This is a genomic window from Rhizobium sp. 1399, from assembly GCF_031455475.1.
In the GTDB taxonomy this organism is placed as follows: Bacteria; Pseudomonadota; Alphaproteobacteria; order Rhizobiales; family Rhizobiaceae; genus Rhizobium.
Map to the genome: position 1 here is coordinate 160,913 of NZ_JAVDSU010000002.1, position 20,377 is coordinate 181,289.

Below are 20,377 nucleotides of genomic sequence, written 5' to 3' on the forward strand. Positions count from 1 at the left end.
GCAGCAAAACTGCTCCATGCCGGACGGGTTTCGGGATCGGGCCGGCGAGCGGAGAGCTGCTGGCGCAGATCGCCATCGGCGACAAGCCGTCTGTCGATCCGTCGCCATTCCGCCTCTGGTTCAGGACGGCAGCCCGATCGAAATCCAGAGCTGGCTTTAAACCTCTTCGGCGGGTCCGATCTCGATCGGCAGGGCAGCATTGCCGGCCCATTCGTGCCAGGAGCCGGTATAGATCTTCACCTTGTCGAAGCCGGCGAGCCTGAGGCCGTAGAGCGCGGTGGCGGCCCGGGCGCCGCGGTGGCAATAGGTGATGATCTGGCGATCCGGCGTCAGGCCGGCGGCCTTGGCGATTTCGCGGATCTCAGAGGCGGGGCGATATTTGCCGTCGCGCAGCATGTCCTCGTAGAAGGCGAAATGCGAATGCGGAATGCGGCCGGGACGGGCGCAGCACGGATGCACGAAGGTACCTTCGAATTCCGACTGCCGTCGGACGTCGAAAATTTCGGTGTTGCGGTCCGAATGGCCGAGAACCTCGTCGGTCGAGGCGACAAGCTCGCGCCGAAACCCATTCGGAGAGGTATCCGACTGCCGGATGGCGTCGGTGGCGCCGGTCGCCGGTGCGACCTCACCACCGATTGCCTCCCATGCCTGGATACCGCCGTCGAGAACGAGGCCGCCATCGAATCCGGCCAGTTCATGAAACCAGAGGCCGCGCGGCGAAATCATGCCGGTCTGTTCCTCGAAGAAGACTGGAACGCGTCCCTGACCGATGCCGAGCCGTTCGAAGGCCTCGCGCGCGCCCGCCGCCATGCCTCTTATCCCCGTCTCATCGCTTTGGGGAATGAAGTAGTCGTAGACGTTGAGATTAATGGCGCCTGGCAGCGTCTTTTCGCGCCAGGCGGCTTCGGGGCGAACGTCGACTGGGACAAGTTGTCCTTGCGGTAGCGCCTTCAGCAGTTCTTCGGCGGTGATGATCATGACCGGGTCCTTTCCTTGCAATAGGCATCAGATGGCCGGCATCGCGGTGCCGATCCCGAGTTCGTTTGCCCGTCGCAACAGACGTGCCGCAAAGGCAATGTCGAAAACGTTGAGGCCGAAGCTCGAGAAATACAGCGATGCACCTGTCGGTGGCTGCCAGCCATCGAGGACGATGGCTGGCAGGTCCGCCGCGACACGCGAGGGTGCAAACTGGCCGGCGCGATACATCTGGAAGAGGCTTTTTGCACTCCTATCGGCAAAATCGCCCCAGAGATCGACGGTGACGAGATCCGTCGCAGCGATCGTCTCGAACTTCACCTCGTTGAAACCGATCTGCATGATCAACCGGCCGGCACCGACGGCGGAGGCTTCGAGAAACGGTTCCGGCGCCGAGGTGCAGCAGAGAATGACATCTGCATTTTCCAACGCGTCGTGCAGGTGATCATGCGGGATGAGCCGCGTGATCGCGCTTGGGATTGCCTGTTTGATCAACGTATCGAGATGGGCTCTCGTCCGGTTCCAGAGATGAATTTCGCCCAAGTCCGGAAACAGGCTGCGCAGCATGTCCAGATGCGTCTGCGCCTGTGCGCCAGCACCTAGGATAGAGACGGCTTTGAAAGCGCTCGGCATCAGGCCGCGGATCGCAGCGGCCGAGACGGCGGCGGTGCGCATGCGGGTCAGAAGCGCGCTTTCGACAGTGCCGAGCGGCGCGCCATCGGTCAGGCCGTTGATGAATGTGGTGCTGCTGATACTGGGAAGATCGTCCACCGGTTCGGCGCGATGGACCGTCCATTTCAGGCCGGCTGCGTCGTAGACGCCGCCGACGAAGGCGGGGAGACCATAGGCCTTGTTGCGAGGATCGGCGCCGAGCGGCATGACGCTTTCGGCGACCATGCCGGCCTTGCCGTCACGCAGAAGGCGTATCGTTGCCTGCACGTCCTTGACGGCTTCTGTCCAGTCAAGGGCACCGGCTTCGATCGCGTCGGCACGGGAGAGATGGCGGATAGTGTTCATGCGGCCTCCGCTTCGTCGGCGACAAGATCGAGCCAGAGGGCGATGGACTCGATGAATCGGCGATACCCTTCGAGCGTCATGAACTCGTCGATGCCATGCGCATTGCCGCCGCGACCGGCGCCGGCGAGAAGGAAGGACTTCGCATGCCGCGCAAAAGCATAGGCGGGGGCGGCGCCGATCGCCCAGGGCCAGACCTGCGGCGCGGCAAGGGCGGTCTTTCCGTAGCTCTTCAGAAGCGGTGCGACACCGGGCGCATCCGCGGAAAACCGATGGCCGGGATAACTGTCCGCAACATTCAAGACAGCGCCGGGCGTTGCCTTTAATGCATTTCGGTAGGTGGCCAAAAAATCGGCAGGATTGAGCGTCGGCGGGGTGCGTAGTTCGAAGCCAGCGCGGGCGCCATGCGGTATGACTCCATCGGCGGTGAGCGGCATGCTTTCGAGGCTGGAAATGTTGAAGGAGGCCGCCGACAGGACATGTTCGAGGAGGGATCTGCCACCACCTTCGAGTGCGAACTTTTCGGTTCTGCGAAAGCGCAGTTCCGCCGCCGGATTGAAAGACGCGGCCAGCCTCGCGATGATGCCGGCAGCCTCCGCGTCGATCTCGATCCCGCCGAGTTCGCCGGTCGGCGGTTTGCCGATCAATGACAGGGCCTCGACCAACCGGCTGGCGGGATTGGCGATCCAGGGTGCGTTGCTGGAATGAATGGCCGCTTTCGGGCCACCCCATTCGCCGCCCTCGACACGGACCTCGCCCTTAGCGATGCCGGAAAAACCGAGATAGACCCGCGGCGGACCGCCGCCATATTCGCAGAAGGAGGGAAAGATCGCGGCTGCGCTCGGCCGCACCGGGCAGGCATCGTTGGCCAGGTAGTCGCGCATGGCGCTACTGCCGCTTTCCTCCTCGCCATCAACGAGGATCTCGACATTGACGCGCAGCTTTCCCGCATCCGCAAGCGCCTTGACGGCGAGCAGCATGCCGGCGAGCGGCCCCTTGTTGTTCTCGGCGCCGCGGGCGACGAAACTCGGACCGATCTCCGGCAGATCGACGATGCCGCCGCGGAACGGATCGACGGACCAGCCCTGCGACGTGGCAGGCATCACGTCGTACATGTTGTAGAGGATGACGGTGATTGCGGCTCCCACGTCGATGCGGGCGTGAACCACGGGCGGGCGGCCCCGCGACGAGTTGGAGCAGATGATCTCGGCGCCGAGCTGCTGCTGGAGCCAGCAGCGGATCTCGTCCGCCTGGACGCGCAGCGCCTTGTCGTCGCCCTTGACCGACGGGATGGCGCACCAGTCATGCGTCAGTTGCAGCGCCTCCTCGACCGCCCACTCGTCGATCATAGCCTGATCCTCGGGTTCAGCGAGACATAGGCGAGGTCGACCAGGAAGTTGACGACCACGAAAACCGCGGCCGCAAACAGCACGACCGCCTGGACTACGGGGAAGTCGCGGTTCTGGATGGCTTCGACGGCCAGACGACCGATGCCCGGCCAGGCGAAGATGATTTCCGTCACCAGCGCGCCCCCGAGCAGCGAGGCGAAATACATGCCCTGCACGGTGATGACCGGGATCAACGCGTTGCGCAGCGCATGGTGAACGATGATGCGCCAGGAGGAAATGCCCTTGGCGCGGGCGGTGCGAATATAGTTTTCGCCTAGAACCTCGATCAAGCTGGCACGCACCAGCCTTGTGATGGCGCTGAGATAATAGGCGCCGAGTGCGATCGATGGCATGACCAGTTGGGCAACCGAGCCGATACCGCTCGACGGCAGCCAGCGCAGTTTCAGCGAGAAGAAGATGATCAGCAGCAGCGCCAGCAAGAAGACCGGGATCGCCTGGCCGAGAAGCGAGATGACGCGAATGGCGAAATCGATGGCGCTGTTCTTGCGCACCGCTGCGATCGTGCCGAGCAGGAAACCGAGCAGCGAACTCCAGACGAGTGCCGTGCAGGCAAGCAGCGCCGTCGCCGGTAGGCGTTCGACCAGGAGATCAAGTGCTGGACGGTGGAAGCGCACCGACGTGCCGAGCTCGCCGCTCAGCGCGCCGGCCAGGAAACGGCCATATTGTACCCAGATCGGATCGTTGAAGCCCATGGCCTGGCGAAAGGCCTCGATTTCTTCGCGCGATGCATCGGGCGTCATCATAAGGGCGGCCGGATCGCCGGTCAGGAACAGGGCGAAGAAGACGATAGCCGAGACGCCGAACATGACGACAATGCCCTGCAGCGCTCGTCCGGTGATGAAGCTCGCTGTTTTCATATCGTCAGGCATTCCTACTGTCGGCACGCCGCACGAGCCAGTCACCGATGAGATTGCAGCCGATCACCAATGCCCCTATGACGAGGCCGGGATAGAGAATCAGCCAGTTGGCAAGCAGGATATAGGAGCGACCTTCGCCGATCAGATTGCCGAGCGTCGGTGTCGGCGGCTGCACGCCGAGACCGAGGAAGCCGACCGAGGCTTCCAGGATAATCAGGCGCGGCAGGTCCAGCGTCATCAGTACGGTCTGCGGCCCAATGATGTTCGGCAGGATGTGGCGGAAGATGATTGTCCTGTCCGGCAGTCCGATCGAGCGGGACGCATCGACATATTCCAGCTCGCGAATTTCCAGCGTCTTGGCGCGAGCGACACGGGCAAACACCGCCCAGCCGGTAATACCGAGCACCACGACCAGATTGGCCATGCTAGGTCCGATGACCGCGACGATCAACAGGATCAGCAGGATGAAGGGAATGGCGAGCTGAACATCGACGGCGCGCATGATGACGATGTCGAACCAGCCGCGATAATAACCGGCGATCATGCCGAGCGTCGTGCCGAGCACAACGGAGATGGCAGATGCCGCGGTCACGATCGACAGTGAGATCAACGTGCCGAGACCCAGCCGGGCGAGAAGATCCCGCCCTAGCTGGTCAGTTCCGAGCGGATGGAGTTCTCCGCCGATAACGGAGAGCGGCGGTTTGAATGTCGCGGTCAGGGTTCCGCGCACCGGATCGATCGGCCACAAAAGTGGCACGAAGAGGCAGAGCGCCAGAACCGTGACCAGAAGGAACGTCGCAAATATTGCGTCCGCGTTGTCCCGGACATTCCAAAACCGCGTCATGCTGTCTTACTGCTTCCTGATGTCGAAGATCGGGATACGCGCGTCCGGACGCCCTTCAAAGGTAACCGATTTCGCCTTTCCGTAAAGCGCATCCTCCTGATACAGCGGGATGAGGGGCACGTCCTTGGCGGCCAGATCCTGGATCTGAGCGAGCACGGCTTCGCGTTTCGCCGGATCGACGATCGCCCGGCTTTCGTCGAGAAGCTTGTCCATCTCCGGGATCGAGGCCGTCGAGTAGGGCTCGCCGGTCTTCATGATGGCATAGACGGCAGCATCCGCATCGAGCGTCTGGGTCGAACCCCAGCCGAGCATGAAGATCGGGCCCTTGCGCGGCACCTGCTGCGCATAGACGGACCAGTCGAGCACTTCCTGGTCGATCTTCACGCCGATGTCGCCATATTGCTGAGCGATCGCCTGTGCCACTTCGCTGTCCTTGATGTAGATGTGCGAGGACTGCATCTTGATGCTGAAGCCGTTCGGATAGCCCGCTTCCGCAAGCAACGCCTTGGCCTTGGCAGGATCGTAGGCCGGAACTGGAACGTCTTTGTAACCGAAGTCGGCGGGGCCGACCTGGGTGCCACGTGGGGCCGCCATGCCTTGAAGAATATTATCGACGATCGATTTGCGGTCGATGGCTATGTTGAGCGCCTGGCGGACCTTCACATTATCGAGTGGCTTTTCCTTCATGGTAAGACCAAGATAGATGGTAAGACCGCCATTCTTCACCTGCACGAGATCGGCGTCGGGACTTTCCTTGATTAGCGGGAGCAAATCCACCGGGACTTTTTCGATAATATCGACTTCGCCGGTCAGAAGTGCCGTGACGCGAGCGGTACCGTCCGGAATCGAGCGCCAGGTGACCTTGTCGATTGACGGTGCGCCGCGCCAGTAATCCTTGTTGGCTTCGAGAATGACATGCTGGTCCGGAATGAAGTCGACGAATTTATACGGACCGGTGCCGACGGGATGGGTGGCAAACTTGTCGTTGCCGACTTCCTTCACGTATTTCGGCGGAACGATATAGGCCGGGTAGCGGCTCATGCGGGTTGGAAGCAGCGGATCGGGGCCATTGGTCTTAATGCGGACGGTCGACGGATCAACGACGTCAACACTGGCGATGGTGCGGATGTAAGAGACCGTCGGCGACTTTGCCGCCGGATCGAGAACGCGGTCGAGGGTGAACTTGACGGCCTCGGCGTCGAATGCCTCGCCGTTGTGAAACTTGACACCCTCGCGGAGCTTGAATTCCCACGTCGTGTCGTCGATCGCCGTCCATGAGGTCGCAAGTCCAGGTACGAGCTTCATATCCTTGTCTCGCATGACCAGCGTGTCGAAAATATTATCGACGATGGTCGCGGCCTCGCGAAGGAAGCCAGGGTCCATGGCGGTAGTGGAAGCGCTACGGCCGACGACGAGATCGGCAGCCTCGGCGGTCGCTGTGGTGACTGGCAGCAGCATGGATGCCGCGAGAGCTAAAGCAACTAGTCTTTTCATTCGGCCTTCACCTTCTCCGGAGTTGACATTTCCCCCGTCCGGCAGGACGGCAGTTGATAGCGTCACGATATATGATATATCCTGTATGAGCAAGATATGGGCAGTTCCGAATCTGTGATAAAAAACAGGCAAATTTTCCAATGACGAGGGTGATGTGAGTACGGCTTTGTTCAATGCAGCTCCAAGAAAGAGCCTAGTTACGCATGTCGAGGATGAAATCCGCGCGGCGCTTATCGAGGGCCGGCTGGAGCCCGGGACCAGGCTCGTCACGAAGGATCTGGCGCACTCGCTTGGCATTAGCATTACACCCGTTCGCGAAGCTCTGGTGCGCTTTGCCGCCTCGGGTGTCCTGGCCGCGGAACCGGCTCAATCTTTCCGGGTGCCGACGATGACGGTGGCGCAATATTCCGAGATCGCCGAGATCCGCAAATCTGTCGAAGGGCTTGCGGCCTATAATGCCGCAGGCAAAATTAACGGCTCGGAAATCGCCGAGATGCGAGGGTTGCTGAAGAAATACCTCGCCGCGAAGGCAGAAAAGAACCAGCATCTGGCGCTGACGCTGAATAAGGAATTCCGCTTCGTCCTTTACGCGGCGGCTCGCATGCCGACCCTCCTCGGCGTTATCGAAATGCTCTGGCTGAGGGCTGGACCGGGCTTCAACTACCTCTATCCGGAGGCTCAGTCCGGGTCCAGCGATCATCACAACTACGACGACCTGATGCAGGCGCTACAGCATAAGCGGGCCGATGCAGCCCGCGCGGCGATCGAGCATGCGATAGAGGACGGTGCGCGCATCGTCATCGAAGCCTTGCAGCAGCGCGAAGCGCAACGGGTGACCGTGAGGTGACGGGCCAAGGCAAGGCATCGAACAGCAAGATTCGCACTGCCGCTCATTGGGGTGTCTACGAGGTCGTGCCCCAGCCGGTGGGCAGCCCCTCAATAAGGGGCGCCGCAGAGGATTCCGATCCGTCGCCGATCGGCCTTCATATGGCGTCGGGCGATCTGAAGAAGGTGCGCATAGCAAGACCGTCTGTCCGCAGGAGTTGGCTGGAAAGCGGACCCGGCTCGAATCCTCACTTACGAGGGCGTGAGCCCTTCGTCGAGGTAGAATGGGATGTGGCGCTTGATCTTCTCGCCCGCGAGTTCGAGCGGGTCTGCTCGACCTTCGGCAATGAGGCGATCTTCGGTGGCTCTTACGGATGGGCCAGCGCCGGACGGTTTCACCACGCGCAAAGCCAGGTTCACCGGTTTCTCAATCTGATCGGCGGCTATGTGAGCCATGTTGACAATTACAGCCTCGCGGCCGGTCGGGTGATCCTGCCGCATGCGGTTGCCTCGACCGAAATCCTGCTCGACCAGCATACGTCCTTCGACGTGATGACGAAGCATACGACACTGTTCGTCACCTTCGGCGGCGTGCCTACGAAGAATGCTCAGATGTCGCCGGGAGGCGCTGGCCGCCACCGGGTGACGGCAGGCATGCGGGCCATGGAAAAGGCCGGAACCCGCTTCGTCAATATCAGCCCGGTCTCCGACAATATGCCGGTCGATAGCGAGTGGCTGGCGGTCCGCCCCAATACCGACGTGTCGCTGATGCTGGCGCTCGCCTTTGTGCTGGAGACCGAGAACCTCGCAGACCGCGTCTTCCTCAACAGCCACTGTACCGGCTATGGCCGGTTCAGGCCCTATCTGCTCGGGCACACGGATGGCATTGCCAAGACGCCGGAATGGGCATCCGCAATCTGCGGCATCGATGCCGACCGGATAGCCTCGCTTGCCAGGGAAATGGCTGCAAGCCGGACGATGATCAATGTCTCCTGGTCGCTGCAGCGCGCCGTGCATGGGGAACAGCCTTTCTGGATGACGGTGACGCTGGCAGCGATGCTCGGTCAGATCGGTCTTCCGGGAGGCGGTTTCGGTGTTGGCTATGGCGCACTGAATTCCGTAGGGCACGATAATGCCCGGTTCAAGTTCGGCACTTTCCCGCAGAGCCAGAACCCGATCTCGACCTTCATTCCGGTTGCGCGCGTCGCCGACATGCTGCTCAATCCGGGCGGCAGCTTCACCTACAATGGAAAAAACTACAGCTATCCGGATATCCGTCTCGTCTATTGGGCGGGTGGCAATCCGTTCCATCATCATCAGGATCTTAACCGCCTCCTGAAAGCCTGGGAAAAGCCGGAGACGATCGTCGTCAACGAGCCCTATTGGACGTCGACGGCAAAGCTCGCCGATATCGTCCTTCCAGTTACGACCTCGCTGGAACGCAATGACATCGCCGCTGCCGGCGGCGAGGATCTGGTCGTCGCAATGAAGAAGGTCGAAGAACCTTTTGGCCAATCGCGCAACGATTTCGACATTTTCGACGCGCTGGCCAAACGGCTCGAGATCAATTTCTCCGAAGGCCTCGACGAGGATGGGTGGCTGCGGCGCATCTATGCCGTGAGCCGAGACAATGCAGCCGCCAGAGGCATAGCCATGCCGGATTTCGAGACATTCTGGGAGGCAGGCCTGTTCGATCTCGGCCCCGAGGCAGGCCCGGTCGTCATGTTAGAAGCGTTTCGCCACGCGCCTGGTGCGAACCCAGTTCCTACGCCGTCTGGTCTGATCGAGATCTTTTCCGAGACGGTCGATAGCTTCGCACTCGCCGATTGCCCCGGCCACCCGATCTGGTTCGAACCGCCGGAATGGCTGGGTGCCGCATCGCGCGGCGAACAGGAACTGCATTTGATCTCGGACCAGCCGGTGCGCCGACTGCACAGCCAGCTTGATGCCAGCCCGCACAGCAAGGCAGGCAAGGTGGCAGGGCGCGAGCCGATCCATATCAGTCCGGCCGATGCGGCTGATCGTGGCATCGCTGATGGTGATCTGGTCGAAGTCTTCAACACCCGCGGCCGGCTGATCTCCGCGGCCGTCGTTTCAGACGCGATCATGCCGGGTGTGTTAAGGCTTTCCACCGGCGCCTGGTTCGATATGGACCGTGATAGCAATATTGAGCGGCATGGCAATCCGAATACCGTAACGCTCGACATTCCGGCGTCTTCACTGTCACAGGGCTGCAGCGCCCAAACATGTCTGGTCGCTATCCGTAGACTCGATTCCGACCCACCGCCGGTCGAGGCTTTCAACACTCCGGATTTTACATCATGATTTTTGGACCCGATGTCGCAGGTTTGGACTGAGAGTATCTATTTATTCGATTCATATTCACGCCGGCCCACCATATTCTCCTTTAGTCCTCCACCCATTATCAACCCGCGATGACCGCGACACTGAGGCCAGCCGCTTTGCAGCGAGCAATCTTGCCGCGTTCGTAAAATCCAATCTGGAGATCGGTGCGTCTAATTGCGTCTTCCTTGCAATGCGCCAGCTTTCGGACCCGCGCGCGGTCAGCACCTTGTGCGACTGTTCGAAAGTTCTATTTGCTATGGTCTTTACTAAGGGCAGCGGCTGCGGGCCTGTTCGATGCGCCGTCGCTTTGGACGGGGGCATGTCGTCGGACCTGTGGTTGTCGGTCGTGACGGGATGCGATCAAGGAAATGACGGTTGCAACCAACATATCTCGGCAATTATGGGTTTGCCAAAAGTTGATCTCGTTGGGTAATGGTTCGTTCATGCAGAAACACCGTCTATTTCGTCGACGGAACTCCATCTCTGCGTTCGCAGCCAGCAACAGCTTCCTTTCTACGCACAGAAGCTGCGCGACATCTGCGTGGATATGCCGAGGCGGCACGGCACCCATGGGGCGGTGTATACCTGTTCATCGACTATTTGACGGGGCAGTGTCGAGGAGGTGATTGGGGCACATCCGCGAGCTGGTAGGCTACGAAATCGATCTCTGCAACATGCTCGCCAAATACATCGGCGTGAAGGCGCAGCTCACACCTATTTCTCCTCACACCCGCGGCCGCACCCTCCGCTTAGGGAGCGGGCTGTCGCTTTGCTCGCGAGCGAGCCGAAGTGCGCACGGCCGAACTCACGGCAGGAGAGCGGCCTCAGGCTGCCACTACAAGTATCTTTCCATTAGCCTATATTTGCTGCGCAAGAGACGGTTTGGCCTTTGATAATGAAAGCGGCTAGGTGCTGGTGGCCCGACCGCTTCGCTTTTGGTTCGCGCGTTCAGACGGCGCCGCGAGTTTCCACATAGATCGCGTAGACCGAGTGGCTGCTCGCCATATAGAGGCGGTTCTTCTTCGGGCCGCCGAAGACGAGGTTCGGGCAACGCTCCGGCAGGCGGATGAAGCCGATCGCCTTGCCGATCGAGTTGAAGACCTTGACGCCGTTCAGATCCTCGGGCCTGGCGCCCGCAGCGCCGCTCGATCCCCAGCCGCACCAGAGGTTGCCGTCGATGTCGACCTTGAAGCCGTCGAGACCGCCATTGTCGTCGGCCGTCACCAACGCCGTCTTGTTCGAAAGCTTCACGCCGTCTGCGCCCATGTCGTAGCTCCAGATGATACGGTAGGGCGATGCGCGGCCTTCGACGATGTAGAGCTTCTTTTCATCGGGCGAAAACGCAATGCCGTTCGGGCCTTTCAGCTCGTCGGTGACAAGATCGAGCTTGCCGTCCGGCGAGATGCGATAGACCGAGTGCGGCAGCTCCGGTATTGCTTTCTCGCCTTCCCACTCGCCGGCGATGCCGAAAGGTGGATCGGTGAACCAGATGGAGCCGTCCGACTTGCAGACGATGTCGTTCGGAGAGTTGAGCTTCTTGCCGTTGTAATTATCGGCAAGCACCGTGATCGAACCGTCATATTCGGTGCGGGTGACCCGGCGTGTCAGATGTTCGCAGGAAAGCAGGCGGCCCTGGCGGTCGCGGGCGTGGCCGTTGGCATAGTTGGAGTTGGCGTTGTAGACGCTCCAGCTCTCATTGGCTTCGTCATAGCGCATGACGCGGTTGTTTGGAATGTCGCTGACGAGCAGATAGCGTCCGTCGCCGAACCAGACTGGACCTTCCAGCCAGCGAGCGCCGGTTGCGACCTGCTCAAGCGAGCTGCTGGCGACACGATACTTCGCAAAGCTCGGATCGAGAATCTGGATGGCCGGATCGGGATAGATGGGGCTTGGCGTAAAGCCGATCGCTTGCGCAGATGCCATTTTCGGGACGACGGTTGCCAAGGCGGCCGCCGAAAGCTTCATGATGTTGCGGCGTGAAAAATTCACATTGAAGTCCTTCGATTGTGATTTTTGATTTCATATCAATTTGCCCGACTTGGCGGGGAACCGAAACCACGGTTCGCTTTCCAATTAAAGGCAGCCCGTTGTGCGCCGCAACAAACCAGGATTACCTTGTGTCACCTTGGTTAAGCACCCGTGAAATGCAGATTGGAGATCGGCGTGCGCTTTTGTGCGCTGCGACAAGGGTAAGATTTTATTATGAAAAAGCACCTATGATCCACGAACAATCAAGTTTGATCGCTACCGCACTATGTCCACTGCGGCTCCTGCATTTTGCTTTTCAATACACCTTCATTCATTGAGCGTTTTTTGAGGTATCTGATGTTTAAGAATTTAAAGATCAAAACAAAATTCCTGATGGCGATTGCCGTCCTTGCCGTCATTTCGCTGGCAGGCCTGATGTATGTCACCAGCAAGTTCAGCGCTGCCAATGAGGCCTATTCCGGGTTCCTGCAGAAGGAAAGCAATGCGGCGACCTTCGGACCCCGCGGTGCGGCCGGCATGTGGACCGCGACGACATGGCTGAGCCGCGCGCTGGCACAGGACCCGGCAACGCCGGCTTTCCAGGATCTATCAGGCCGGTTTTCGAAAGAATTTGCCGGCGCCCGTGACCGGTTGACACAGATCCCGGCGCTAGTGCCAAGCCGCAAGGCTGCGATCGACGAACTGCTTGCCGGAGCGGACGCACTGAAGGCAATCGGCGACGATCTTCTCAAGGCCCATACCGCAGGCGATCAAGAAAAGGTTCGCACACTCTCCGCCAAGCTCGACCAGGCGATCGTCGATCTCTCGCCGAAATTCGGCGCCAATAACGGCGCCATGGCCGAAATCCTCAACAACGGCGCCAAGACGTTGAGCCAATCGGTCTCCAGCACGATTACCTATGCGATCTGCGGGATGCTTCTGGGGATTGCGATCGCCGCAGTCCTGTCCATGACTATCGCCCATAAGGGCATCACCGTACCGATGGCCCGCTTGCGTGAACGCATGGCTTCGCTGGCTGCCAGTCAGACGGAAGCTGCCATCGACGGCCTCGACCGCAAGGACGAAATCGGCCAGATGGCAGAAGCCGTGGCGGTGTTCCGCGACAATGCGATCGAGCGCCTTCGCCTGGAGCAGGAAGCGGAAGACAATCGCGGTCTATCCGAACGCGACCGCATGGATCGCGAAGCCCAGAAGACGCGGGAAGCCGCCGAGATCAAGTTCGCCGTCGACAACCTGGCGGAGGGACTGAGCCATCTCTCCGACGGCAATGTGTCCTACCGCATCGAAAAGCCCTTCACCGCGACGCTTGACGGTGTCCGCTATGATTTCAATACCTCGGCCAGCAAGCTGCAGACGGCTCTGGAGCAGGTGGCACAGAATGCCCGCAGCATCGAAGCCGGCTCGTCCGAAATCAAGGCGGCTGCCGACGATCTGGCCAAGCGCACCGAGCAGCAGGCAGCTTCGGTGGAGGAAACCGCCGCCGCTCTGGAAGAAATCACCACCACCGTCAAGGACGCCACCAAGCGCGCTCAGGAAGCCGGCGCCCTTGTTGCCCGCACCCGCAGCGGTGCTGAAACCTCCGGGGAGGTCGTCCAGCGCGCCGTCAAGGCGATGGAACAGATCGAAAAGTCTTCTGGCGAGATCAGCAACATTATCGGTGTCATCGACGACATCGCCTTCCAGACCAATCTTCTCGCGCTGAACGCCGGCGTGGAAGCGGCTCGTGCAGGTGAAGCCGGCAAGGGCTTTGCCGTCGTCGCCCAGGAAGTGCGCGAGCTCGCACAGCGCTCTGCCAAGGCCGCCAAGGAGATCAAGGCGCTGATCACGACATCGAACGAGCAGGTCAATGCCGGGGTGCACCTGGTCGGCCAGACCGGCCAGGCGCTGGCGACGATCGTTGCGGAAGTGCAGGAAATCAACCGGCACGTCAACGCGATTGTGGAATCGGCGCAGGAACAGTCTTCTGGCCTTCAACAGATCAACACCGCCGTCAACCAGATGGATCAGGACACGCAGAAGAACGCTGCCATGGTCGAGGAATCGACCGCCGCCAGCCACGGTCTCGCCCGTGATGCCGCGTCGCTAAACGAGCTTCTGGCCCAGTTCAAGCTGTCTGGTCCGCGTCAGACTTCTGTCGTGCGACCCGTCAAGGGCCGGGACGTACCGGTGGCCTCGCCGGCTCATGCCCTTGGCCGCAAGGTCGCACGCGCCTTCACCGGTAATGCCGCGGTAGCCGTGGCCGGCGACGAATGGCAGGAGTTCTAAAAAAGACGTCGGAAAAATTCGCCATTTGCATCAAGGGCGAGGGATACGAGGCCACGATCAGCGCACCATTCGTGACCAGACACCGGAATCGAAAAGGCTATGAAGGCGGGCATTCCAGTCGATCTTTACACGGGTCTTATCGAGGCCGACACCGTCACCACGGAAATTCATGGTGGAGCCGGACACTTCGGCAATGTCATGGGCGACTTCCTCGTCAAGGAACTCAACGGCAGGGCAACATCTGGTCCTTCGTTGATCTGGCTGGACATTCGGAAGACACCCACGGCTGCAATGGTCCGATCTACGGCTCGGCCTACTGAGGAGTACACCTCGCCTTCGACGAGCCGATTGGATATGTCGACCCGGCGGTCGTGGAGAAGACGACGCATTCCACAATCCGGGGCATCCGCATGGTCCGAAAGTTCCGGGCCGCTGATGGCCAGAGCAGGTAGATGCTGCCATCGGCAAGCATTGATAGCAGCTCCTGATGATCCGGTTCGGCGAGCTTGTGAAGAGTGGAAAGCCGGCGATATCGGACGCCCGTCCAGCAAATAAGCAAAAACAACGACGCCTTGGTCGTACCCTTTGAACGGCTCAGCCATCATCTCGGAAACCTGGGGGCGCAACAGTCGCTTTAAATCGGCGCTCGCACCACAAAGGAACAGCTGAATTTTGCTAGGTTTCAGGATCAAACTTGCGCGCAAGCCTCCGGCTTGTTCCCCTCAAGGCGGCCACACGGGTCGCCAATTAGCAAATGCTCACTGTACCTCATTGACATATCTGTGGTGCGCGGTCGTCGCGCGATGAGCGGATATGAGAATGGGGACCGCGAGTTGGTCATAGGCGACCTCGTCGATCGTTAGCACGGCAGCCGGCAGGGCAAGGTCTAACCACCGGGCATCGAAATCGGACGCGAGATCGGCACCGATCTGTTCGCGTATGGCCGAGATGCGGATTCCGTAATTTTCCAGTAGATGCAGGTAGAAAAGCGCAGGGATTTCTTCTGCCCTCTCCGGGAAGTCCGGAACCCGTTCGCAGGAAAGTGTCAGCGTCTCGTGCATGATCGGTCGATCGTCGACGTAGCGCACCCGGTGGAAGGTGACGATCGGCGATCCTTCCTCGATCTGAAGTTTCCCCGCGTCGGCGGTGGAAGCAAAGCTCCTGTCGAGCGAAATCACCTTCGTCACCGACTTGCTAAGCGAACCATCCAGCCCGTGCAGTCGAAAATACTGAAAAAACAATCGCAGGCTGTGCTGCGGCTTGCGGCCGGTCACGACGGTGCCGGTCTTGCGACGGCGGCTGAGAAGGCCGTCATTGGTGAGGTCCATCAGCGCTCGGCGAATGGTCCCAACGGCCACGCCGTAAGTTTGCGACAATGCCACTTCGCTGGGCAGAACAGAGCCCGGTTCCAGTTTGCCGATCATGATCGCTTCGGTGATCTGTCGCTTGACCACTTCGTAAAGCGGCAAGGACAATTCTGTCAGCTTGCTCGCTCCTGATGAATTATTGGGCAGTTCCGGCAATTATTTGCCTCTTCTTTGGAGTTGACTCATGGTCTCGATCTACTCACTATTACTATATAGTTTATATTAAAGCGCAAGCTGAGGAGGCTGGCGTGACGGGTACCGAGGACACTGCCATGAACACCCAGCAGCCAGCATCTTCGCAACAAGGCTTTGAGTCTGCCATGGCAGCGATTGAGCTGGATGTCGAGGCTGCTGTCGATGATCTGGCGCGGATGATCAAAGTTGACACCTCATTCCCGCCGGGGCTGGGCTATAACGCTTTCGCCGATCTGATGGCCGAGCTTCTGGCGCCGCTGGGGTTTGAGTTCGAGCGGGTCGTCGTGCCGCGTGATCTCTGGTACGTAGCCGGTGGTCTGGCTTCTGGCGAGCGGACCAACCTCGTTGCCACCCGCGAAACGGGAAAGCCTGTCTGCGGCCTTTATTATCACGTCGACACGGTGCCGGTTGCGCCCGGCTGGACTCGTGATCCCCTGAGGCTGACGGTCGAGGGCGATGATCTGTTCGGGCTCGGTGCTGCCGACATGAAGGGCACGATCGCCGCAACCTTGCTGGCGCTGCGGGCCGCCAAGGTATGCGGCGTGCCGCTCGCCTATGATCCGATGCTGCTTTTGTGCACCGACGAGGAGGGCGGGCTCTATCCCGGTATCCGCTACCTCGCGGAGCAGGGCATGCTGAAGGACCATATCATCAATTTCAACGGATCGGCGGCACCGCGTGTCTGGGCCGGCTGTTTCGGCATATTCAATCTGCAGGTGACGATAACAGGGCATGCCGTGCATGCAGGCGAGGGCAATCGCACAGGCGCCGGCATCAATGCCATCGAGGGCGCCCTTCCGGTCCTCCACGCCCTGGTGAAGCTGAAACCGGAGGTGGCAAGCCGGACATCCAGGCTAACGCCGCCGCCGCATGCATCCGGGCCGCTTCGACCACAACTGACCATTTCGGCCATCAACGGCGGCACCGCCGGCGGACAGGTGCCGGCCGAGATCAAGATCCTCGTCAGCCGCCGTTATGCGCCGGAAGAAAACTACGATGAGGCACGCGCCGAAATCGAGACTCTGGTCCGAGGTTGCATCACCGACACAGGGCTTGGCCTTTCTGTGGATCTTGTCGGGCATCTGGTCCCAACTGACGATCCCGATGGTCCGCACTGGCCACGATGGCAAAAGGCGCTGTCGCTGGGCTTCGGCTACAAGCCGGAAGACTTTCAAAAATGGGGCGCCGCAAGCTGTTCGGATTTCGGTTACGTGCAGAGGGCCGGTTTCGGGCCGGAAGTGCTGCTCGGCGGCCTCGGCCGGCCGGAAAGCTGCATCCACAGCCCCGAAGAACACACGACACGGCAGGACATCATCGCCCTCGCGAAGAGCATTCTCGCCTATCTCGCGGCCGACTTCGCCGCGGACTGCATTCCTGAAAACAGCAACTGATACGTCAAGGGGAACTACATATGCTGGAAATGAAACGCCGCTTCTTCCTGGCCGGCACGGCAGCCGTGTTGGTCGCACCGTCGCTGAGCTTTGCTCAAGCAACGCCGGCCAAGGGCGGCACGCTGAAGATCTCCGTCGACCAGGCGGCAAGCGTCATCCATCCGCTTCTCACCCGCGTCAACCCGGAATATTTGGTGACCGAACTGCTCTACAGCAACCTGACGCGCCTCAAGGTCGACATGTCGGTGGAGCCGGACCTGGCCGAAAGCTGGACACCGAACGAGGGCCTAACCGAGTGGACATTCAAGCTGCGCACCGGCGTCACCTTCCATGACGGTTCCGCCTTCACGGCAAAGGATGTCGTCGCCACGTTCAAGGCGATCCTCGACCCGGCGACGGCTTCGCCCGGCCGCAACAATGTCGGCCCGATCGCCGATATCGTCGCCGTCGACGATGCGACCGTACTGTTCAAGCTTTCCGGTGCCTATGCCGACCTTCCGGTCTCGATGGCCTACACCAACGCTCGTATCATCCCGGCCCATTTTGCCACCGGCGACTTGAAGAGCCTGTCGACCAAGGCTGTCGGCACTGGTCCGTTCAAGCTTGTGTCCTACGAGCCGGACCGCCTGATCGTCGTCGAGCGCAACGAGAAGTACTACGACCCTGCGCGGCCCTATCTCGACCGCGTCGAAGTGCATGTTTTCCCGGACACTTCGGCTGAAAGCTCAGCGCTGCTTGCCGGCGATATCGACATAATCTCGACCATCCAGCCGCCGGAATTCATGCGCGTCGATGGCAATGCCGGCATCACCACGCTGCGCACGCCATCCGGCCAGTTCTGCAACATCAACTTCGGCTGCGACACGGCTCCGTTCAATGACGCGCGCATTCGCCGTGCGATCGCCCTGACGGTCGATCGCGAAGCCATGGTCGGTTTCGTCACCGAAGGTTTCGGCACGGTCGGCAACGACACGCCACTCAACCCGTCCTACCAGTTCTTCAAACAGGTCAAGCAGCGGGAGGTGAATATCGAGGAAGCCAAGAAGCTTCTCGCCGAAGCCGGCCATGCGAACGGTCTGGAACTGACACTGATCGCCTCCGACCGTCCGGCGGTGCGCACCCAGCTCGCGGTAGCGCTCCGCGAAATGGCCAAGGAAGCCGGCATCACCATCAACGTCCAGACCATGCCGCATGCGACCTATCTGGAGCAGGTGTGGAAGAAGGGCACATTCTACGTCGGCTTCTACAACATGCAGCCGACCCCGGATGGCATCTTCAAGCTGCTCTACACATCTGATGCGGCCTGGAATGAGACACGCTGGAACAACAAGGCGTTCGATGCGCTGGTCGCGGAAGCCCGTGGCACGACCGACGAGGCAAAGCGCACTGAGCTTTACACCAAGGCACAGGAAATCATGAACGAGGACGTTCCCTCGATCATCCCGTCCTTCTTTGACGTTCTGGCCGCCAAGCGCAGCTGGGTCGAAGGCTTCGAAGCGCATCCGCGCGCCTCGGTGTTCCGCCTCGACTACGCCTCGCTCTCCGACAAGGCGCCGAAGCGCGGCTGATGTCGTGATCCCTTCGGGCGCGGCGAGAGCCGCGTCCGATACCTCTTTCTGCCAAGGAACATGACCTTGTCACCGAATTACATAGCCAAGCGGCTGGTGATGATCGTCTACACGCTGTTCGTCGTGTCGTTGATCGTCTTTGCCATAACCCAGATCCTGCCGGCCGACGCCGCCGTCATGATGCTGGGTGAGAACGCCACGCAGGATGCTCTCGACGCGCTGCGCCAGACAATGGGGCTCGATGCGCCTATCTGGCAGCAATACGCAACCTGGCTTGGCCATGTCCTGCAGGGTGATCTCGGCACATCGCTGCGCACCGGTCAGCCGGTCGGCCCGGTGATGTTCGAGGCACTCGGACGCTCGCTGCTTCTTGCCTTCCTGTCGATCGGCCTGATGCTGGTGCTGGCCATTCCGCTCGGCATCATCGCTGCAATCCGCCGCGGCAAGATTGCCGATATGGTCGTCAGCCTGATCTCCTATGCCGGTGTCGCACTGCCGGAATTCGTCACCGCTACGATTGCCGTGCTTGTCTTTGCCGACTGGATGAAGTGGCTGCCGGCGACCGGTTACGTGCCGCTGACGGAAAATTTCGTCGATGGCATTGCCCATCTCGTCTTGCCCGTCTGCGTCATTTCTATCATCCTGATCGCCCATGTCTCGCGCATGGTGCGCTCCGAACTCATCGACGTGCTGCATACCGACTACATCCGTGCGGCGCGGCTGAAGGGCATTTCCCGCGGCCAGGTGCTGCGCCGCCATGCGCTGCGCAACGCGCTTCTGCCGACCATCACCATCGTCGCGCTGGACGTCGGTTATCTGCTTGGCGGCGTCATCGTCGTGGAAGAGATCTTCGCCATTCCCGGTATCGGCCGCCAGCTGATCGTCGCCATCCAGGCGCGCGACCTGCCTGCCATCCAAGCCGGCGTGCTGATCATGGCTGCCACCTATTCGATCGTCAATTTCATTGCCGACATCCTCTATGCCTGGCTCGACAAGAGGATCCAGTATGACTGAGTTTATCAAACGTCTCCTGAAGACGCCTCAGGGCGCCATCGGCTTCGGCCTCGTGGTGCTGGTCCTGTTCATCGTCGTCTTCGGCCCGCTGGTCGCGCCCTACGACCCGGAAAAGCTGTCGCCGCTTGCCCGCTATAAAGGACCAAGCCTGACCTACTGGCTGGGTACCGACCAGTATGGCCGCGATATCTGCAGCCGCCTGCTGATCGGCGCCCGCGCCACCGTCGTGATGGCGGTGCTGGCGACCATTGCCGGCACGTTGATCGGCGCGCTGATCGGCACCGCATCCGCCTTTCTCGGCGGCCGCGCCGACGAGCTGATCATGCGCACGATCGATGCCGTGATGTCGATCCCGAGCCTGCTCTTCGCTCTGCTGATCGTGAACCTTCTTGGTTCCAGCACGGTCAACGCGCTGGTCGCCGTCGCCATCGCCTTTGCTCCGGGCATGGCGCGGATCACGAGAAGCGTGGCGCTGTCGGTTCGCAAGCAGGACTATGTCAATGCAGCAATCGCCCGTGGCGAGAGCTCCGGATATATCATCCGCCGCGAAATGCTGCCGAACGTGATTGCGCCGATCATCGTCGAGATGACCATTCGCATGTCGTTTGCGGTGATGCTGTTTGCCACCCTGAGCTTTCTCGGTCTCGGCGCCCAACCGCCGGCTGCCGAATGGGGCCTGATGGTGTCGGAAGCGCGCCGCTATATGCATCTTTCCGCCGGCATCTTGATCTGGCCGAGCGTGGCGATCGCCATCGTTGCCGTAGGCTTCAACCTTCTGGGCGACGGTCTCCGCGATGCCCTCAATCCGCGGACGTGAGGTGATG

15 protein-coding genes are annotated in these 20,377 nt (G+C 60.5%); 7 read left to right on the top strand and 8 right to left on the bottom strand.

Translation table 11 applies throughout. From position 1 onward, the window contains the following. Positions 1–156: 156 nt before the first annotated feature. The 6 genes from J2X71_RS06740 to J2X71_RS06765 are packed head-to-tail and all read right to left on the bottom strand — an operon-like array spanning position 157 to position 6,593. Positions 157–978 carry a rhodanese-like domain-containing protein gene (locus J2X71_RS06740; protein WP_310380366.1) on the bottom strand — a complete coding sequence of 274 codons (822 nt, stop codon included), beginning with the start codon at positions 976–978 and terminating at the stop codon, positions 157–159. A gap of 27 nt (positions 979–1,005) precedes the next feature. Further along, positions 1,006–1,992: a hypothetical protein gene (locus J2X71_RS06745; RefSeq protein WP_310380369.1), complete on the bottom strand. Its 987-nt coding sequence runs from the start codon at positions 1,990–1,992 to the stop codon at positions 1,006–1,008. Continuing rightward, positions 1,989–3,338, bottom strand: a complete 1,350-nt coding sequence (locus tag J2X71_RS06750) for a M20/M25/M40 family metallo-hydrolase (protein ID WP_310380371.1) — start codon at positions 3,336–3,338, stop codon at positions 1,989–1,991. The genes J2X71_RS06745 and J2X71_RS06750 overlap by 4 nt, the downstream gene beginning before the upstream one ends. Beyond that, positions 3,335–4,255: an ABC transporter permease gene (locus J2X71_RS06755; protein ID WP_310380373.1), complete on the bottom strand. Its 921-nt coding sequence runs from the start codon at positions 4,253–4,255 to the stop codon at positions 3,335–3,337. Before J2X71_RS06755 ends, J2X71_RS06750 begins: the two co-directional genes overlap by 4 nt. A 4-nt stretch (positions 4,256–4,259) precedes the next feature. After that, positions 4,260–5,099 (bottom strand): ABC transporter permease, encoded by an 840-nt coding sequence (locus tag J2X71_RS06760; RefSeq protein WP_310380375.1) that lies wholly within the window; start codon positions 5,097–5,099, stop codon positions 4,260–4,262. A gap of 6 nt (positions 5,100–5,105) precedes the next feature. Beyond that, the gene (locus tag J2X71_RS06765; RefSeq protein WP_310380377.1) at positions 5,106–6,593 is read right to left on the bottom strand and encodes an ABC transporter substrate-binding protein; all 1,488 of its coding nucleotides are present in this window, start codon (positions 6,591–6,593) and stop codon (positions 5,106–5,108) included. A 154-nt stretch (positions 6,594–6,747) separates the two neighbouring features. On the opposite strand from J2X71_RS06765, the gene J2X71_RS06770 reads away from it, so the two are divergent. Further along, entirely contained in the window at positions 6,748–7,440 is a 693-nt protein-coding gene (locus J2X71_RS06770) for an FCD domain-containing protein (protein WP_310380380.1), read from the top strand. Continuing rightward, positions 7,437–9,743, top strand: coding sequence for a molybdopterin guanine dinucleotide-containing S/N-oxide reductase (locus tag J2X71_RS06775; RefSeq protein ID WP_310380382.1), 2,307 nt, complete (start codon positions 7,437–7,439; stop codon positions 9,741–9,743). Before J2X71_RS06770 ends, J2X71_RS06775 begins: the two co-directional genes overlap by 4 nt. Before the next feature lie 969 nt (positions 9,744–10,712). Here the strand turns inward: J2X71_RS06775 and J2X71_RS06780 are convergent. Further along, complete coding sequence (locus J2X71_RS06780; RefSeq protein WP_310380384.1) at positions 10,713–11,753, bottom strand: SMP-30/gluconolactonase/LRE family protein; 1,041 nt, start codon at positions 11,751–11,753, stop codon at positions 10,713–10,715. Positions 11,754–12,089: 336 nt separating this feature from the next. Here J2X71_RS06780 and J2X71_RS06785 point away from each other — a divergent pair, with 336 nt between their 5' ends. Then, positions 12,090–14,018, top strand: coding sequence for a methyl-accepting chemotaxis protein (locus J2X71_RS06785; RefSeq protein WP_310380386.1), 1,929 nt, complete (start codon positions 12,090–12,092; stop codon positions 14,016–14,018). Between the two features lie 758 nt (positions 14,019–14,776). Here the strand turns inward: J2X71_RS06785 and J2X71_RS06790 are convergent. Further along, positions 14,777–15,541 (bottom strand): GntR family transcriptional regulator, encoded by a 765-nt coding sequence (locus J2X71_RS06790; protein ID WP_310380388.1) that lies wholly within the window; start codon positions 15,539–15,541, stop codon positions 14,777–14,779. A gap of 164 nt (positions 15,542–15,705) precedes the next feature. Here J2X71_RS06790 and J2X71_RS06795 point away from each other — a divergent pair, with 164 nt between their 5' ends. From J2X71_RS06795 to J2X71_RS06810, 4 genes are all read left to right on the top strand, one after another. Continuing rightward, positions 15,706–16,971, top strand: coding sequence for a M20/M25/M40 family metallo-hydrolase (locus J2X71_RS06795; RefSeq protein ID WP_310380389.1), 1,266 nt, complete (start codon positions 15,706–15,708; stop codon positions 16,969–16,971). A gap of 20 nt (positions 16,972–16,991) precedes the next feature. Beyond that, a complete protein-coding gene (locus J2X71_RS06800; protein ID WP_310380391.1) occupies positions 16,992–18,539 on the top strand; it encodes an ABC transporter substrate-binding protein in 1,548 nt (515 codons plus the stop codon). Positions 18,540–18,605: 66 nt separating this feature from the next. After that, entirely contained in the window at positions 18,606–19,553 is a 948-nt protein-coding gene (locus J2X71_RS06805; protein ID WP_310380394.1) for an ABC transporter permease, read from the top strand. After that, positions 19,546–20,370 carry an ABC transporter permease gene (locus tag J2X71_RS06810; protein ID WP_310380396.1) on the top strand — a complete coding sequence of 275 codons (825 nt, stop codon included), beginning with the start codon at positions 19,546–19,548 and terminating at the stop codon, positions 20,368–20,370. The genes J2X71_RS06805 and J2X71_RS06810 overlap by 8 nt, the downstream gene beginning before the upstream one ends. Positions 20,371–20,377: the final 7 nt, after the last annotated feature.

Bases quoted from the DNA above. Each gene is read 5' to 3' on its own strand.
- J2X71_RS06740 (WP_310380366.1), bottom strand. From the start codon at position 978: ATGATCATCACCGCCGAAGAACTGCTGAAGGCGCTACCGCAAGGACAA.
- J2X71_RS06745 (WP_310380369.1), bottom strand. From the start codon at position 1,992: ATGAACACTATCCGCCATCTCTCCCGTGCCGACGCGATCGAAGCCGGT.
- J2X71_RS06750 (WP_310380371.1), bottom strand. From the start codon at position 3,338: ATGATCGACGAGTGGGCGGTCGAGGAGGCGCTGCAACTGACGCATGAC.
- J2X71_RS06755 (WP_310380373.1), bottom strand. From the start codon at position 4,255: ATGAAAACAGCGAGCTTCATCACCGGACGAGCGCTGCAGGGCATTGTC.
- J2X71_RS06760 (WP_310380375.1), bottom strand. From the start codon at position 5,099: ATGACGCGGTTTTGGAATGTCCGGGACAACGCGGACGCAATATTTGCG.
- J2X71_RS06765 (WP_310380377.1), bottom strand. From the start codon at position 6,593: ATGAAAAGACTAGTTGCTTTAGCTCTCGCGGCATCCATGCTGCTGCCA.
- J2X71_RS06785 (WP_310380386.1), top strand. From the start codon at position 12,090: ATGTTTAAGAATTTAAAGATCAAAACAAAATTCCTGATGGCGATTGCC.
- J2X71_RS06795 (WP_310380389.1), top strand. From the start codon at position 15,706: ATGGCAGCGATTGAGCTGGATGTCGAGGCTGCTGTCGATGATCTGGCG.
- J2X71_RS06800 (WP_310380391.1), top strand. From the start codon at position 16,992: ATGCTGGAAATGAAACGCCGCTTCTTCCTGGCCGGCACGGCAGCCGTG.
- J2X71_RS06810 (WP_310380396.1), top strand. From the start codon at position 19,546: ATGACTGAGTTTATCAAACGTCTCCTGAAGACGCCTCAGGGCGCCATC.